At 64.0% G+C, this 14,237-nt stretch carries 17 protein-coding genes and 2 tRNA genes; 8 read left to right on the plus strand and 11 right to left on the minus strand.

Annotated elements, in window-relative coordinates; all coding sequences use genetic code 11:
* Positions 1-53 precede the first annotated feature (53 nt).
* The 6 genes from JNO53_RS06095 to JNO53_RS06120 all read right to left on the minus strand — a co-directional run bounded on the left by JNO53_RS06095 (position 54) and on the right by JNO53_RS06120 (position 6,013).
* Positions 54-353 carry a hypothetical protein gene (locus JNO53_RS06095; RefSeq protein ID WP_203108685.1) on the minus strand — a complete coding sequence of 100 codons (300 nt, stop codon included), beginning with the start codon at positions 351-353 and terminating at the stop codon, positions 54-56.
* Positions 354-420: 67 nt separating this feature from the next.
* Entirely contained in the window at positions 421-1,518 is a 1,098-nt protein-coding gene (lptG, locus tag JNO53_RS06100) for an LPS export ABC transporter permease LptG (protein ID WP_203108687.1), read from the minus strand.
* 10 nt (positions 1,519-1,528) lie between these two features.
* Positions 1,529-2,752, minus strand: coding sequence for an LPS export ABC transporter permease LptF (gene lptF, locus JNO53_RS06105; RefSeq protein ID WP_203108689.1), 1,224 nt, complete (start codon positions 2,750-2,752; stop codon positions 1,529-1,531).
* 83 nt (positions 2,753-2,835) lie between these two features.
* Positions 2,836-3,213 carry an ATP-dependent Clp protease adapter ClpS gene (gene clpS / locus JNO53_RS06110; protein WP_203108691.1) on the minus strand — a complete coding sequence of 126 codons (378 nt, stop codon included), beginning with the start codon at positions 3,211-3,213 and terminating at the stop codon, positions 2,836-2,838.
* Between the two features lie 178 nt (positions 3,214-3,391).
* Positions 3,392-4,060 carry a phasin family protein gene (locus JNO53_RS06115; RefSeq protein WP_203108693.1) on the minus strand — a complete coding sequence of 223 codons (669 nt, stop codon included), beginning with the start codon at positions 4,058-4,060 and terminating at the stop codon, positions 3,392-3,394.
* A 108-nt stretch (positions 4,061-4,168) separates the two neighbouring features.
* The gene (locus JNO53_RS06120) at positions 4,169-6,013 is read right to left on the minus strand and encodes a PHA/PHB synthase family protein (RefSeq protein WP_203108695.1); all 1,845 of its coding nucleotides are present in this window, start codon (positions 6,011-6,013) and stop codon (positions 4,169-4,171) included.
* 124 nt (positions 6,014-6,137) lie between these two features.
* On the opposite strand from JNO53_RS06120, the gene JNO53_RS06125 reads away from it, so the two are divergent.
* From JNO53_RS06125 to JNO53_RS06135, 3 genes are all read left to right on the plus strand, one after another.
* Complete coding sequence (locus JNO53_RS06125) at positions 6,138-7,343, plus strand: LL-diaminopimelate aminotransferase (protein WP_203108697.1); 1,206 nt, start codon at positions 6,138-6,140, stop codon at positions 7,341-7,343.
* Between the two features lie 131 nt (positions 7,344-7,474).
* On the plus strand, positions 7,475-7,924 hold the full coding sequence (locus JNO53_RS06130) for a winged helix-turn-helix domain-containing protein (RefSeq protein WP_238401720.1): 450 nt from the start codon (positions 7,475-7,477) through the stop codon (positions 7,922-7,924).
* Complete coding sequence (locus tag JNO53_RS06135; RefSeq protein WP_203108701.1) at positions 7,881-8,687, plus strand: crotonase/enoyl-CoA hydratase family protein; 807 nt, start codon at positions 7,881-7,883, stop codon at positions 8,685-8,687. Before JNO53_RS06130 ends, JNO53_RS06135 begins: the two co-directional genes overlap by 44 nt.
* A gap of 171 nt (positions 8,688-8,858) precedes the next feature.
* On the opposite strand, the gene JNO53_RS06140 is transcribed toward JNO53_RS06135, so the two are convergent.
* Positions 8,859-9,635 (minus strand): thioesterase family protein, encoded by a 777-nt coding sequence (locus JNO53_RS06140; RefSeq protein ID WP_203108703.1) that lies wholly within the window; start codon positions 9,633-9,635, stop codon positions 8,859-8,861.
* A gap of 136 nt (positions 9,636-9,771) precedes the next feature.
* Here JNO53_RS06140 and JNO53_RS06145 point away from each other — a divergent pair.
* The 3 genes from JNO53_RS06145 (at position 9,772) to JNO53_RS15460 (ending at position 10,417) form a co-directional block, all read left to right on the plus strand.
* Positions 9,772-9,845 (plus strand) — tRNA-Cys (locus JNO53_RS06145).
* 60 nt (positions 9,846-9,905) lie between these two features.
* Positions 9,906-9,981: transfer RNA gene (locus JNO53_RS06150), tRNA-Thr, on the plus strand.
* Between the two features lie 301 nt (positions 9,982-10,282).
* On the plus strand, positions 10,283-10,417 hold the full coding sequence (locus JNO53_RS15460) for a hypothetical protein (protein ID WP_274380862.1): 135 nt from the start codon (positions 10,283-10,285) through the stop codon (positions 10,415-10,417).
* A 96-nt stretch (positions 10,418-10,513) separates the two neighbouring features.
* On the opposite strand, the gene JNO53_RS15550 is transcribed toward JNO53_RS15460, so the two are convergent.
* Complete coding sequence (locus JNO53_RS15550; protein ID WP_203108705.1) at positions 10,514-11,164, minus strand: NYN domain-containing protein; 651 nt, start codon at positions 11,162-11,164, stop codon at positions 10,514-10,516.
* Positions 11,165-11,506: 342 nt separating this feature from the next.
* Between JNO53_RS15550 and JNO53_RS15555 the strand changes: the two genes are divergently transcribed.
* The gene (locus JNO53_RS15555) at positions 11,507-11,971 is read left to right on the plus strand and encodes an ATP-dependent Clp protease proteolytic subunit (protein WP_443111164.1); all 465 of its coding nucleotides are present in this window, start codon (positions 11,507-11,509) and stop codon (positions 11,969-11,971) included.
* A 92-nt stretch (positions 11,972-12,063) separates the two neighbouring features.
* Here JNO53_RS15555 and JNO53_RS06165 read toward each other — a convergent pair whose 3' ends face one another.
* Entirely contained in the window at positions 12,064-12,555 is a 492-nt protein-coding gene (locus tag JNO53_RS06165; protein WP_203108709.1) for a hypothetical protein, read from the minus strand.
* A gap of 275 nt (positions 12,556-12,830) precedes the next feature.
* Between JNO53_RS06165 and JNO53_RS06170 the strand changes: the two genes are divergently transcribed.
* Positions 12,831-13,205, plus strand: a complete 375-nt coding sequence (locus JNO53_RS06170) for a hypothetical protein (RefSeq protein WP_203108711.1) — start codon at positions 12,831-12,833, stop codon at positions 13,203-13,205.
* 210 nt (positions 13,206-13,415) lie between these two features.
* Here JNO53_RS06170 and JNO53_RS06175 read toward each other — a convergent pair whose 3' ends face one another.
* Together JNO53_RS06175 and JNO53_RS06180 are read right to left on the minus strand one after the other, a co-directional pair.
* Positions 13,416-13,787 (minus strand): hypothetical protein, encoded by a 372-nt coding sequence (locus JNO53_RS06175; protein WP_203108713.1) that lies wholly within the window; start codon positions 13,785-13,787, stop codon positions 13,416-13,418.
* A complete protein-coding gene (locus JNO53_RS06180) occupies positions 13,780-14,127 on the minus strand; it encodes a hypothetical protein (protein WP_203108715.1) in 348 nt (115 codons plus the stop codon). The genes JNO53_RS06175 and JNO53_RS06180 overlap by 8 nt, the downstream gene beginning before the upstream one ends.
* Positions 14,128-14,237 lie beyond the last annotated feature (110 nt).

A 14,237-nucleotide genomic window follows, 5' to 3' on the forward strand; every position in this document is an offset into this window, starting at 1 on the left:
AGGGCCGCTCCCGGTGGAGAGCGGCCCTTCGCATTTTCCACCCTGTGTGGGGCTTATTCGTCCTCGACCGTCAGCGACGGATCGCCATCGACGTCGGCGCGCACGCGCGTGTCCTCGTCGCCGACATTCGCCTCGATGCCGTCCTCGTTGACGGTGACGCTGTCGCCGTCGTCCGCCGGAGTGGTGGCGTCGCCTTCGGTCACGACGGTGGTCGTCTCGGGCACCGGCACCACGGTTTCCTCGACCACAGTCTCGGTCTCGGTCGGCTCGGGCGCATTCGCTTCGCTGCAGGCGCCGAGCGCAAGGGCGGCGGCCAGAACGGGCAGGGCGGCGGGAACAGCGGAAATCTTCATGCCGGGTCTCCTTTGTGACGACATTGTGGCATAGACTCGCCGCGCGGCAGGCGGTTCCCCGGCGTCGCTATTCTTCGGTGCGGATCAGTACCGTCTCGCCGATCAGCAGAAACAGGAAGAACGGCGCCCAGGCCGCCAGGAAAGGGGGATAGCCGCCGAAGCTGCCCATCGCGAGCGCCGCGTTGTCGATCACGAAATAGGCGAAGCCGAGCGCCATCGCGATGATTGCGCGCAGGAAGAGCTGCCCCGAACGCGCGAGGCCGAAGGCGGCGATCGCGCCGAGCAGCGGCATGAGGAAGGCCGACAGCGGGCCGGAAAGCTTGTGCCACCAGGTGGCGCGCAGTTCCGCCGTCCGTCGCCCTGCCTCCTCGTAGGCGCCGATCGACTGGAACAGTTCGACGAAATCCTGCGTGTCGGGGTCGACGCTTTCGAGCTCGATCTGCGCCGGAGTCAGCCCTTCGGCCACCACCAGTTCGGGCAGGCGGGCGGTGTCGGCGGTCGCGACGTCGAACCGCGCCGGGTTCTCGAGCCGCCAGCCCGGACCGGCGTAGGAGGCCGTTTCCGCCCGGACCTGCTCCACCAGCATCCCGCCGTCGCCTCGCCGATACCAGGTCACGCCGCGCATCGTGATGTCCTCCCCCTCGCCGGCAAGCGAGGCCGCGGTGAGGATGTCGTTGCCGTCGGTCAGATAGACGTTGGAGCGGACGCTCGATTCTTGCGGTATCGGGCCGAAATCGTTGGCCTCCCACGCCTTGAGCGTCGCGGTCGCGCGGGTGACGACCACTTCGTTGAAGGTGAAGCTGATCACGGAGACCGCGGCCGCGGTGAGCAGCAGCGGTGCGAGCACCTGATGCGCGGAAAGCCCGGCGGCTTTCATCGCGATCACTTCGCTGTTCTGGTTGAGCGTCACGAGCGCGATAATCGTCGCCAGCAGCACCGAATAGGGCAGGAACCGCGCCACGAGCTGCGGCACGCGAAGCGTGACGTAGGTCCACAGCTCGCCCTGCCCGTTGCCCGGCGCGGCGAGGATCTCGCCGCTGGTGCTGAGGAGGTCGAGCATCATCAGCACGAGCACGAGGATCGCGAGCATCGCCACGATACGCACCGCGAACATCTTTGCGAGATAGAGCGTCAGCGTGCGCGAGGGGAAGAAATCGAATTGCATGGGTCAGGGGCTACTCGGCAGGCGCGAGTTCCGGGCTGCGCTGCCGCCGCCAGCCGAACAGCTTGCGGATGCGCTTGGCCAGTTTGTCGAACGCCGTCTCCAGCGCACCGATCGGCTGCCCGCCGGGCACGACCGCGACCTTGTAGTACATCCACAGGATCAATGCGGCGAACAGCGCGAAGGGAACCCACAGCGCCAGCACCGGCTCGAAGCGTCCGAGCGCGGCAAAGTCCTCCCCGTACTGGTTCACCTTGTGATAGGCGACGACCATCACGACGGAGAGGAACACGCCCAGCGCGCTGGTGGATCGCTTGGGCGGTATCGCCAACGCGACGGCGAGCAGCGGCATCAGCGCCATCATCACGACCTCGACCATGCGGAAGTTGAAGCTCGCCTGGCTCGCGTCGCGCTTGGCCTGGGTGGTCGTGTCGCTCCAGCCGATCTTGAGCAGCTCGGGCAGGATGTACTCGCGCTCGGCGTCGCCGCGTTCGCGAAACTGCTCCACTTGCGGCAGGTCGATCGGCAGGTCGTGGCGGGTGAAGCTGAGCACGCGCGGGGTGTTGCTGCCGGTGTCCTGCACGATCGTGCCGTCGGTCAGCCGCAGGATGATCGTGTCGGGGCTGTCGGTAGTGGCGAGGAAAGCCCCCTCGCGGGCCGAGATCGAAAGCACCTGGCCCTTGTCGTTGGCGACGCGGGCGAAGATGCCTTGGAGCCGCCGGCCCTGGTCCTCGCTCTCCTCGATCCGTAGCGCCATCCGGTCGGCGAGCGTGGTGAACTCGCCGACCTTGATCGAAGCGCCGAGCGCGCCCGAGCGCAGCTCGTACTCGAGCTGCTCGTAATAATAGCGGCTGACCGGCTGGACGTAGAACACCAGCGCGACGTTCACCGCCATCAGCAGGGCGGTGACGATGTAGGGCACGCGCAGCAGCCGCCAGTAGCTGAGGCCCACTGCGCGCATCACGTCGAGCTCGCTCGAGATCGCGAGCTTGCGGAAGGCGAGCAGGATGCCGAGCAGCAGGCCGAGTGGAATGGCGAGGCTGGCGTATTCCGGGATCAGCGCGCCGAGCATCTTGAACACGACGCCGACCGGACCGCCTTCGACCGCCACGAAATCGAACAGCCGCAGCATCTTGTCGAGCAGAAGCAGCGAAGCCGCAATCGCGAACACCCCCAGCATCGGCAGGGTCACCAGCCGGAAGATATAGCGGTCGAGAGAGGGGATGGAATTGAGCACGGGTCCCGAACGGCAGCTAGGTTTCAAGCGCTCTAGCGCGAATTTGCCGCCCGGTCATGCCTCCGATGCGCCGAATGCGACGGTCAGGCCTTCTCCAGCGTGCACTGCAGCGGATGCTGGTTCTGGCGGGCGAAGTCCATCACCTGGTTCACCTTGGTTTCGGCAACCTCGTACGGGAAGATGCCGCAGACGCCCACGCCGCGCTGGTGGACGTGCAGCATCACCCGCGTCGCCTGCTCCAGATCCATGCGGAAGAAGCGCTTGAGCACCATGACCACGAACTCCATCGGCGTGTAGTCGTCGTTCAGCATCAGCACCTTGTACTGGCTCGGCTTCTTCGGCTTGGCCTTGGTCTTGGTGGCGATGCCGAGCTGGCCATCGCCCGCGCGGTCCGAATCATCGTCGCCTGCGCCGCGCGGGCGCAAGTCGAGAACGTGGTCAGTGGAGCGGGGGGTCGTCATGCGTCGGCAATATCGTATGGCGGGGGCGCATTCGCAAGATGGCGCGGGGCGGTTGCACGCCGGTTAACGGTGCGGCGAAACGAAAAAGGAGCCGGCCAGCGCATTGCTGACCGGCTCCCATATCAAGGCTCCGACGCTTAGGGAGAGGAGGTGTCGGAGCCTCGTGAAGTTCGTGGGATCAGGCGGCCTTGCGGGCCTTGTCCATCGCCAGGCTCACGCGGCTCGAAAGCGGCGCGGCGACGTCGTTGGCGAGCTTGACCCAGGCTTCGGTCGCCTTCGAAAGCTGCGCGATGGCGGCGTCGAAGTTGCGGCTGGCGATCTTGCCCTGAAGCTGTACGAACTCGGTCGGCGACTTCACGCCGGCGATCTCGCGGGCGTCGGTGGTCAGGGTCTCGACCGCGGCCTTGCCATCTTCCGCAGCCGTCTTGGTCAGGTCCTGCAGGGCAGCGGAGAAGATCCGGCCCGATTCGACGAACGCGTCGAAGTTGCCCTTGGTCAACTCGCGCATCTCGGCGGCATATTCGGCGCCCTGCTCGTAGGCGCTCTTGGCGCGGGCCTGAAGCTCGGCCAGGCCTTCGGTCATCTGGGCGGCGTAGTCGGTGGTCTTGGTCATGGCGGGTTCCTTGGAAATCGGTTTGCTGGCGGATTTCGCCGCAGGCTTGCGCGCGGGCGCGGCCTTTTTCGCGGCGGCTTTGGTCACGGTCTTCTTCGGCTTCGGCGCCTTGGCCGCTGAAGCAGCCGCGGCAGGTACCGCTTTGTCGTTCTTCACCTCGGCCTTCGCGGCGGAGGCTTCGGCGTAGGCCTTCTCGGCCGCTGCATCGGTCTTCGCTTCGGGCTCGGTAGCCATCGCGGTCGTCCTGTGCCTGCGGGCGCAATGCCCTTCATGTTGCAGTGCACAAAATAGCCATTGCAAGTGCGAAGTCAAGGAATTTTTGTGCAGCGCACAATTACGTGATTACCGCGTCTTCACATACCGCCCCGGGGCATCTTCGATCACCCGATCGCCCCTGCTGCCGGGCTTGCGCTTGCCGCTCGCCGGCACGCGCGCCTCCTCGTGCCGCTCCAGCCATGCTATCCAGTGCGGCCACCAGCTTCCCGGGCGTTCGGTTGCGCCTTCGACGAACTCCTCCAGTGACCCGGCCGCGCTATCGCCGGTCCAGTACTGGTACTTGTTCGCCGCGGGCGGGTTGACGACGCCGGCGATATGACCCGAGCCCGCGAGGACGAACGTGGTGTCGCCGCGAAAGTGGCGCGTGGCGCGCCAGACGCTCTCGGCGGGCGCGATATGGTCCTCGCGTCCCGCCTGGATATAGGCCGGCGTCTCGATCCGCGTGAGGTCGATCGGGGTGCCGTCGGCCACGAGCGCGTCGGGCACGACCAGCTTGTTGTCGCGGTAAAGGTCGCGCAGATAGGCGCCGTGCCAGGCCGCGGGCAGGTTGGTGACGTCGCCGTTCCAGTGGAGCAGGTCGAACGCCGGGTAATCCTCGCCCAGCAGGTAGTTGCTGACGACGTAGTTCCAGATCAGGTCGCGGCTGCGCAGCGCGTTGAAGGTCGCGGCGAGATAACGCCCATCGAGGTAGCCTTCGGGCGCGAGCTTGCCGATCATCTCGATCTGCCGATCGCCGACGAAGTTGAGCAGCTCGCCCGCCTTCTCGAAATCGACTTGCGCGGTGAAGAAGGTCGCGCTCCTGACCTTCTCAGCCTCTCCACGCCGGGCGAGCACTGCCAGCGTCGCGGCAAGCGTCGTGCCGGCGACGCAGTAGCCGATCGTGTGCACCGCCGGCACATCGAGCCGGGTACGCACATGGTCGATCGCGTCGATCTGCGCGCGGACATAGTCGTCCCAGGTGACGTCCTTCATGCTCGCGTCGGCCGATTTCCAGCTTACCACGAACACGCTGAGACCCTGGTCGACGGCCCACTTGATGAAGCTTTTCTTCGGCGTGAGGTCGAGGATGTAGAAGCGGTTGATCCACGGCGGGAAGATCACCAGCGGTACCGCCAGGACCCGCTCGGTCGCCGGGCTGTACTGGATGAGCTGATAGAGAGGGGTCTCGTAGACCACCTTCCCCGGCGTCGTGGCGATGTTCTCCCCCAGCGCGAAGGCGCTCGAATCGGTATGGGTTAGCTGACCGCGCCGGAGATCGTCGATCAGGTGGCGCATGCCCGTGACGAGGTTCTGCCCGCCCGTCTCGATCGTGCGCCGGAGAACCACGGGATTGGTCGCCAGGAAATTGTCGGGGCTCATCGCCTCGAGCAGCGTGCGCGTGGCGAATTCGAGCTGCGCTCGCTGCTCCTCAGGCACGCCCTGCACGCTTCGGGCGGCATGAACGACATAGTCGGCGAGCATGAGATAGGTTTGGTGCAGCAGCAGGTAGGCCGGATGCTCCTGCCATGCGGGGTCCGCGAAGCGCCGGTCCTTCCGCGGCAACTCGGGCGCGTGGCCCGCGCCGTCGGGACCTGGTCCGAGCATCGCCTGGGCCACGCCCTGCCAGAGCTGGAACCCCTCGGTCATGAGCTTCTGCGCGGCTGCCGGATCGGGCGGGGGAGCGGCGTTCGCCCATCCCTGCGCCAGTAGCGCCCACTGCGCGGGATCGAAGGGATTCGCCGGGTCCGGGCCTTTCGCGAGCCGTTCCTCGGCAAAGTCGAGCCACATTGTGCGCAGTTGCTCGGCCGCTTCGGCCCATTGTCCCGTCGCGCCCGCTTGCTGCGCCTCGGGCGCGAACCGGCCGAACATTTCGCGCATCATCTCGCCCTGCATGTCGAAGAAGGCGGCGAAAGGATCCTGCCGATCGGCCATCGATACGCTCCTGAAGGTCGGCCTTGGCTGGTGATAGCGAAAAGCGCTTTCCACTGCGACTGCTATTCCGTTAGGTTCGCGGCGTCGCGAGAAAGGCTCGCGCCCACCATCAGAGACGAGGTCGATGCATACCGATTTCTACCGCATGAAGCGCCTGCCGCCTTACGTGATCGCCGAAGTCAACGCGATGCGGCACGAGGCGCGGCGAGCGGGGCGCGACATCATCGATCTTGGCATGGGCAATCCCGACCAGCCGCCGCCGCAGCATGTGATCGACAAGCTGTGCGAAGTTGCGGGCAAGCCCGACGCGCACGGCTATTCGCAGTCGAAGGGCATTCCGGGGCTGCGCCGCGCGCAGGCGAATTACTACGGCCGCCGGTTCGGGGTCGATCTCGATCCTGAAACCGAAGTGGTGGTGACGATGGGTTCGAAGGAAGGTCTCGCCAGCCTCGCCACCGCGATCACCGCCCCGGGCGACGTGGTACTCGCGCCCAACCCGAGCTATCCGATCCACACCTTCGGCTTCATCATCGCCGGGGCGACGATCCGCAGCGTGCCGACCACGCCGGACGAGAACTATTTCCGCAGCCTCGAGAAGGCGATGCACTTCACCGTGCCGCGCCCGAGCGTGCTGGTGGTCAACTACCCCTCGAATCCGACCGCCGAAGTGGTCGATCTCGCGTTCTACGAGCGGCTGGTCGCCTGGGCGAAGGACAACAAAGTCTGGATCCTGTCCGACCTCGCCTATTCCGAGCTCTATTTCGACGGCAATCCCACGCCTTCGATCATGCAGGTCAAGGGCGCGAAGGACGTCGCGGTCGAGTTCACATCGATGTCGAAGACCTATTCGATGGCCGGCTGGCGCATGGGTTTCGCGGTCGGCAACCGGCACCTCATCGCGGCAATGTCGCGGGTGAAATCGTATCTCGATTACGGTGCGTTCACGCCGATCCAGGCCGCGGCCTGCGCCGCGCTCAATGGTCCGCAGGACATCGTCGAAACCAACCGGCAGCTCTACCACAAGCGCCGCGACGTGATGGTCGAGGCGTTCGGCCGTGCGGGTTGGGACATTCCGCCGCCGCCCGCCTCGATGTTCGCCTGGGCTCCGCTGCCGCCAGCGCTCCAGGAGATGGGCAGCCTGGAATTCTCCAAGCAGTTGCTGATCCATGCCGACGTCGCCGTGGCGCCGGGCGTCGGCTACGGCGAGGAGGGCGAGGGCTACGTCCGCATCGCGATGGTCGAGAACGAGCAGCGCCTGCGCCAGGCGGCGCGCAACGTGAAGCGCTACTTCGCCTCGCTGGGCCTCAACACGGTTGCCCGCACCGGCTGACTTTTCGCGCGGCAATGCCGCCGAATTGGACCGACTGCACGTTGACGGTCCAAGCTGCCCCTCCCTAGTTTCCTCCCGAAAAACAACGGGTCGGGGGGATGCATGGGTAGCGCTGGAACGGCTGGTTCGTGATGTGGTGCACGCAGGACATCGAGCGCCCGGTGCTGCCGCGCCGCTTCGCTGCGGGGCCGGTCATGCTGGATCTGTTTCACCGCGATGGGCTCGTACGCGGGCAGTGGCTGCGCCTCCATCCGCGCGAGTTCGAGGTGCTCTGGCACTTGGCCGAATGCGCGCCCGAACCCGTGTCGGAAGATCGCCTGCTGCGCGAGGTCTGGCGGCTCGACTTCGATCCGGAAACCAATCGCGTCGCGGTGGCGATCTGCCGCATCCGCGCCAAGATGCGCGCCGCGGGCCTCCGCGGGCTGATCGCGACGATCCCCGAGCGCGGCTACCTCCTGCGCGCGGGCGCGGAAGCGCTGGACAGCCTCTCGCGCTTGGGCGACGATGGCGCAACTCAATCGGCGGCAGGTGACGGCAATGGGATTTCGGGAAAACGATCGGATTTCGATCGATCTGGGTAGCGACGGCGTGGCGCAGGTCCGCCTGACGCGGCCCGACAAGATGAACGCGCTCGATCCCGAGATGTTCGCCCGCTTGATCGAAGCCGGGCGGGCGCTGCACGAGATGAAGGGGCTGCGCGTCGTCGTCCTTTCGGGCGAAGGGCGCGCCTTCTGCGCCGGGCTCGACTTGTCGAACTTCGCCAAGGCGCCCGATCCCGACGCGCCGCGGATCACCGACCGCACGCACGGCAACGCCAACCTGTTCCAGCAGGTCGCCATGCAGTGGCGCAAGCTGCCGGTGCCGGTGATCGCGGCGGTCCACGGCGTCTGCTTCGGCGGCGGGCTGCAGATCGCCAGCGGGGCCGACATCCGCGTCGCTGCATCGGACACGCGCATGGCGGTGATGGAGATGAAGTGGGGCCTCGTGCCCGACATGGGCGGTTACGCGCTCTGGCGCGGCCTGGTGCGCGACGACGTGCTGCGCGAGCTCGTCTACACCAACCGTGAGTTCACCGGGGAGGAAGCGCTCGCCCTCGGCTTCGCCACCCACGTCGATCCCGACCCGCTCGCCCGCGCTACCGCGATCGCCACGGAAATTGCCAACCGCAATCCCCACGCGATCCGCGCGGCCAAACGGCTCGCCGCGGCCATGGTAGAACGCACGACCGACGACATCCTGCTCGAGGAAAGCATGGAGCAGCACAAGATCATGCGCACGCCCAACCAGGTCGAGGCGGTCATGGCCGGAATGGAAAAGCGCCCGCCGAACTTTGCCGACGTTTGAGCGAACCAGCTCTGATCCTCCCCATTTTGCGTCAGCCAAATGGGGAGGGGGACCGCGAGACGCGAAGCGGCTCGTGGTGGAGGGGCTATGCCTGACGATACCCCTCCGTCAGCCGCTTGCGGCGTCGCCCACCTCCCCATTTATGCTGCGCAAAAATTGGGAGGACCGGAGCTACCCGAAGATCGCCGCGGCCTGCATCCCCTCGAGCATCTGCCGGCCGCCCGCGTTCCACAACCGCAACCGCTCCGACGAATAGCCGTGGTCGGCATGCTGGCTGGCGTTCTCCGACAGCCACCAGCCGTCGCGGGTCGCGGGCGCGGCGTCCAGCACGTTGAACGACCAGTTGATCGAGCTGACCGGCCCCTGCCGCTGCATCGCGCGCATGGCGCCGGGGGGCAGCACGTCGCCCATCAGGATCAGCTCGGAAATCGGATCGAGCACCCCCTGCTCGGTCAGCCGCGCCCAGCGCCGCACGACCGGCGCGCCTGGGCCCCGCTCGTCCTGCGCGCGGCGGAGGTCGAAGTTGCGGATGAAGGACGGGCCCTTGTCGGTCGGGACCGGCTCGGCGTCCTCGGGCGCACCGGGCCAGTCGTTCGGCTCGGCCGCGGGGTGGATGGCGTTCGGTTCGCGAGCGGTACCGAACAGCCAGAACGCGGTGAGCGCGCAGGCGTCCTCGCACCAGATCTCGCTCCGCACCTGCGCGACGTTGCGCCCCTGCCGCACGATCTCGCGCTTCAGCTCGATCTCTCCGCCGACCGGCGCAACGAACGCGACTTGCCCCGCGCGCAGCGGCGGCAGCTCGGGGAACGCGCGAATGGCAGCGGTATAGGCGACCAGCGCCGAGGCCCCGCCGTAGAGCGTGCGCCCCTGCATCCACGCTTCGGCTTGCGAGAGGTTGGCGGGGCCGCCGGCGGCGGTGACGGGATCGATCAGGCTGGCAATGCTCATGCCGGAAAGCATTTACGGCTTCGCCGGGCCGGGTCCAGACTGACGTTACGGAAGGCGAGTCACCTAACCGATTGCCTTGGCGCGGCCGACTCGCTAGGGGGCCGCTTCCGTCCGCATCGACGATGCGGAAGGGCGAGGCCCGATGGCGGAGTGGTTACGCAGAGGACTGCAAATCCTTGCACGCCGGTTCGATTCCGGCTCGGGCCTCCACTCTTCGCGAAGCAAGGCATTGCGGCCCGCCCGCCGTGCCGATAAAGGCCCGCGATCAGTGCCGCTTTAGCTCAGTTGGTAGAGCACATCATTCGTAATGATGGGGTCACGTGTTCGAGTCACGTAAGCGGCACCACTACCTTTTCCGCCGTTTTCGGCGGATAGCAGTCACCCCAAATTTACGGTCAGAATAGGCGCTAGCAATCACCTAGCTAGCACCGAGTGGACTATCGGTGACGCTTCCCAGCAACTCCTAGCTGCTGAATTGCCGCGATGAGACGATAATTTCGATCTTGCGACTCGACTCCGAGACATTTTCGCGGAATCAAGTCGCGGGCTCAGTGTCCTGCAATCCGGCGCTCCTTTGACAACGCGAGGCGCGCACGGTGCCTCAGGGCGGACGGCCCATCCGTCCGGCTTGTCAAAGGAGAGATCCAATGAGCAAGTTCGGAAAGCGCGGGCGTGATGCTGGCAGTGGCCAGTTCATTCCCGTGAAGGAAGCGGAGCGTCGCAAGAAATCTGCGATCGTCGAGCGCTTCAAGAAGGACAAGAACGGCCGGCCTGCTAACTGAGCCGATCTGGTCTGACGGGGTCGCTGAGAGTTATTCTGACTCTCAGCGGCTTCGCAGTCGAGTCCATCCGACTCGAATTTTGCACGCTTGGACTCGTTAGGGCGGGCAGTAGGCTGAAGGTCGGCGTGCAACGCAGTTGCCCTTGCTAATGACTCGGGCGCCAAAGAGCGCCTTCTCTAGCTGCGAAACCTTGATGTTCTCGAGCTCCACTCCGAGGATCTGAATGTCACGATGATGGGAGCGGCGAGGGGGCGCAACGCAAACGACAGGCTTCTCAGGGAACGCTTCTTTCATGATGCGAAAGGCCGGCACCATATCGGTGTCGAGGGACACGACTAAAGCTCGGTCAAATAGGCCACAATGCGCATCGTGAACGAGGTGAACAGCGATGCCCACGTCAGTTTGTTTCTCTTCATAGCGGCGCCACTTAGCGCGGTACCGCGGCCCCCCTGCGTACATCAAATCTCGTTTTGCAAAGTTCCCTAGCCGGACATCAACTCCCTTCGCTTCAAGGGCCCTGATGTACTCGCGGTGCCGAATGAGGCGGTGTACCTTCGGGGTTCCGGAGAAATGATTTCCGAGGGCGGAAAAATATCGCACTGCGACTAGCTGCTGCGTTTTCGGCTTTAGCAACAATGCAGCAAGCTTGCGTACGTTCACCCACTTTAGGTGAGGTTTATCAAGCTCGTCGATTGCATGGTACAGATTAAATCCGTCGATGTAGACGGCAACCCGCTCCCTCCCCATACAGGCAACCTCTTGACAACCTATGCGTTGTACAACACATCGCGAGTACAGAATCTACCCCTACGGTTTACCGTAGGCACCCCCGGTGGCCTCGGCCCCGGGGGTTTGTTCTTTGGGCTTGCTTACTCCGGCATGCTCGACCCGAAGCGGGGTAATCTGGCTTAAGGCGCGGCCGAACCCGCTATGCGAACTATCAGATGCTCTAGCATGTGAGACCGATACCAGCCGCTGAAGGATTTTCTCCGAATCCTCTTGCGCCACTCTCCAAAGGCATAGCACTCTCGGCCTATGCATCACTTCATCTATCACGGGTCGATCTCCGAGCACGGCACTCGCAACGCCATGATCCTTCTCAGCAAGGCTCTGAGGAATGGATCTGAGGCAATCACTCTTCACATTGGATCGCATGGTGGCGACGTGAACGCAGGCATCACCCTGTACAACTTCGTTAGGATGCTGCCGATTGAGACGCACGTCCATGCCTTTGGGGTTTGCGAGTCAATCGCTGCCACCGTCCTCCTCGCGGGGAAGCGTCGAACGGCGGCCCCTGCCGCCAGGATTACAGTTCATGCTCCGAAATACAGCGAAGGCCCTAACGCGGGAAAGCCGACGGCAGATGTCGATCTAATATCGGCACCATTCCGAACCGTCTGCAACTGGTCAGACGCGGATATAGCAGAGCGATTTTCCGAGGTTGGAGAATTTCGAATGACCCCGGAGAGCGCAGTTGAGCTCGCGGTGATTAACGACATTTGGGAGCCACTTCTCAGCCCAGCGGACGAGGTGACAGTCATTAGCGTGGGATAGAACGCCCACGCGTGCGTCGCGAGCTCTGTCTGCAGGGTGCCAAGCCCGGGCCGGCCACGATGTAGGCCCGTGCCAAAGCTCCTGATGCGGCCTCACCATGTCGGCAACTTGGCGCTCGTGAACGTCCTGTCCCACTCGTCTTGGACGAACAGCCGCACGTCGCCAGCAAAGTTCGCTTCTGCGGTCGCGTGGATTGCATTCCCCGGAAGCCAGACAATCATCTGACGGCCTGGTTCAATCGTGCCGGGAAGTTTCGGTTCAACGATGGTCTCCTCGGGCAAGGATGACCCCAAGTACCACCAATTTCGGCACCATCTCTTGTGCCGAATGACGCCCCGCCAGCCAAGGATTCCGAGATCGGGGCGGCGAAGTCGGGTGTAGATACCTGCCATGCGGACGTGAACCGGCGTAAACCCACGATTCTGCAGCGCAACTCGGATCCACTTTCCTTCGGGGCTGTGCTCCACGTTGAGCGCGGGTGCTGCCGATATTTTTAGAACGCGACGATCCTTGCGCAGGGTTCGCCACGCCAACAGCGTGCTAAGTGCAGCCCCGTAAATCGCTAGCCACTGGCCCCATTCCATGCACAAAGTCTAGCACCGCGCGGAGCCTGGGCGATAGGGACGTGAGAGGTCCTCGAAGAAGGTGAGAAGTTCCGCGCCCAGGTGAGGGCGCTGCCTGCGGAACGGCGGTCGTCCGCTATGGAAGAGGCGCACGTAGTATCGCAGCGGGTTGCGGCGGCTTCCCGCATCGCATCGCAAGACGACGCCTGGCTTGCGGCCATGCTTGCGCATCGTGACGGGCAGAGTGCGATTCGATAGGATCCGGGTCGGAATGTTGCGATGCTGGAGGACATTCGATGAAGATTGGCTACGTTGTCCAGATAAGATTGCTTTCGGCAGCGGTCGCGCTGGTCACGGGACCCGCAATCGCAGATGATGGTGGCTCCCCTATAGGTCGGACAGTAGACGCCCGTGGAGTTGGCGCAACGACATGCGTCACCGCCCTTATGCCGGACAATCGTGTTGCCGCTGAAAATTGGATCGCGGGATTCTGGGCGGCGTGGGATATGTCCCAAATCACCACAGCAGAGCCGTTGGCGCCAAACTCGGACCTAAACGGGATCGTGGGCGAGGTGGAAAAGGTCTGTCGTGAGAAACCGTCGATCAGCCTGTTATTCGCTACGCTGGAGGCAAGATCGATCGTCAAGACCAGAGAAGAAGCCGGCGTCTAGCGACCGCTGGGCAAGGAATGCCTCTCGATCTTGGCAAGACATCGGCCAAGGTGCATATAGCCGAACAGAGGCTCTGCTCACGCCATCCTCGTTAAGACCCTACCAAGGGCCTCTGGCAGCAGTAATGTTTTCGCCAGAGTCGTAGCTCACTACTGCCGGGCGCTCCAACGAGCGAGATCGACTGATTTAGTGCCCTGCAGGCAGCAGAGACTACGGTGTGACGGATATTCTTGGGCGGGACCGAATTGTTTCCGCCAGAGACTTGTGAGCCTTGGCTCGCTGCCACCAAAGATAGCCGGTAGCGAGAGACACAAATAAGGATCCTGCCGCGAGTCCAAATATCGCCAGTGACCATCCGTTCATGGCCGAAGGCGTGGCGGCCTCCTGCAAAGCCGGAACGACTGCACCGAAGAACACGCCGCTGGAGGCAAGGCACATTTCCATCACTGGCTCTTTGCGCATCTCGCTCAACTTTTCTAACTCCGCATCAGTGATGTAATGGCAAAGATTATCCGTAGGAACGGTGCAGGTCGTGTTCTGGGGTGCGTTCTGGAACACGACGGCGGCGGGGGCGCTAGCCATTTTCGGTGTCCCTGGCAGCGAAAATATCGAAGCCTAGATGATGTAGGGAGTGCAGCTTCGTGTTGCCGCAGTGCGCACAATGAATCATTGCGCAGGGGTGCAGATCCGTCATCGGCGCACCGACTTGTCTGTTCTCGAAATCGATAGATAAAAGCAGTGGTGACGCGAGCGACGGGTTGACGCTCCATCCCGCATGCCCGCACATTTCGCAGGGATGTTCGCCGATCTTCTCTCTTAGAAACTCTGTGAGGGCCTGGCCTTCTTTGGCCGAAAGGTGCCGTTCCCAGTTCGCCGATGGCTGCCCCTGCGCCAAAAGCACAGCGATCTCTTCGTCGCCCATATCCCCCCCTGTGTCGAAGGGTTGAGACTACGAGCTCGGGCAGCAAAGAGCAACGTGGCGTGCCCTCCGGAGAGGAGAATTTTAGATCTGCTGGGGCTGCTTCTGTCCTC

Origin of the sequence: Altererythrobacter sp. C41, from assembly GCF_016803135.1 — a bacterium.
GTDB lineage: Bacteria > Pseudomonadota > Alphaproteobacteria > Sphingomonadales > Sphingomonadaceae > Pelagerythrobacter.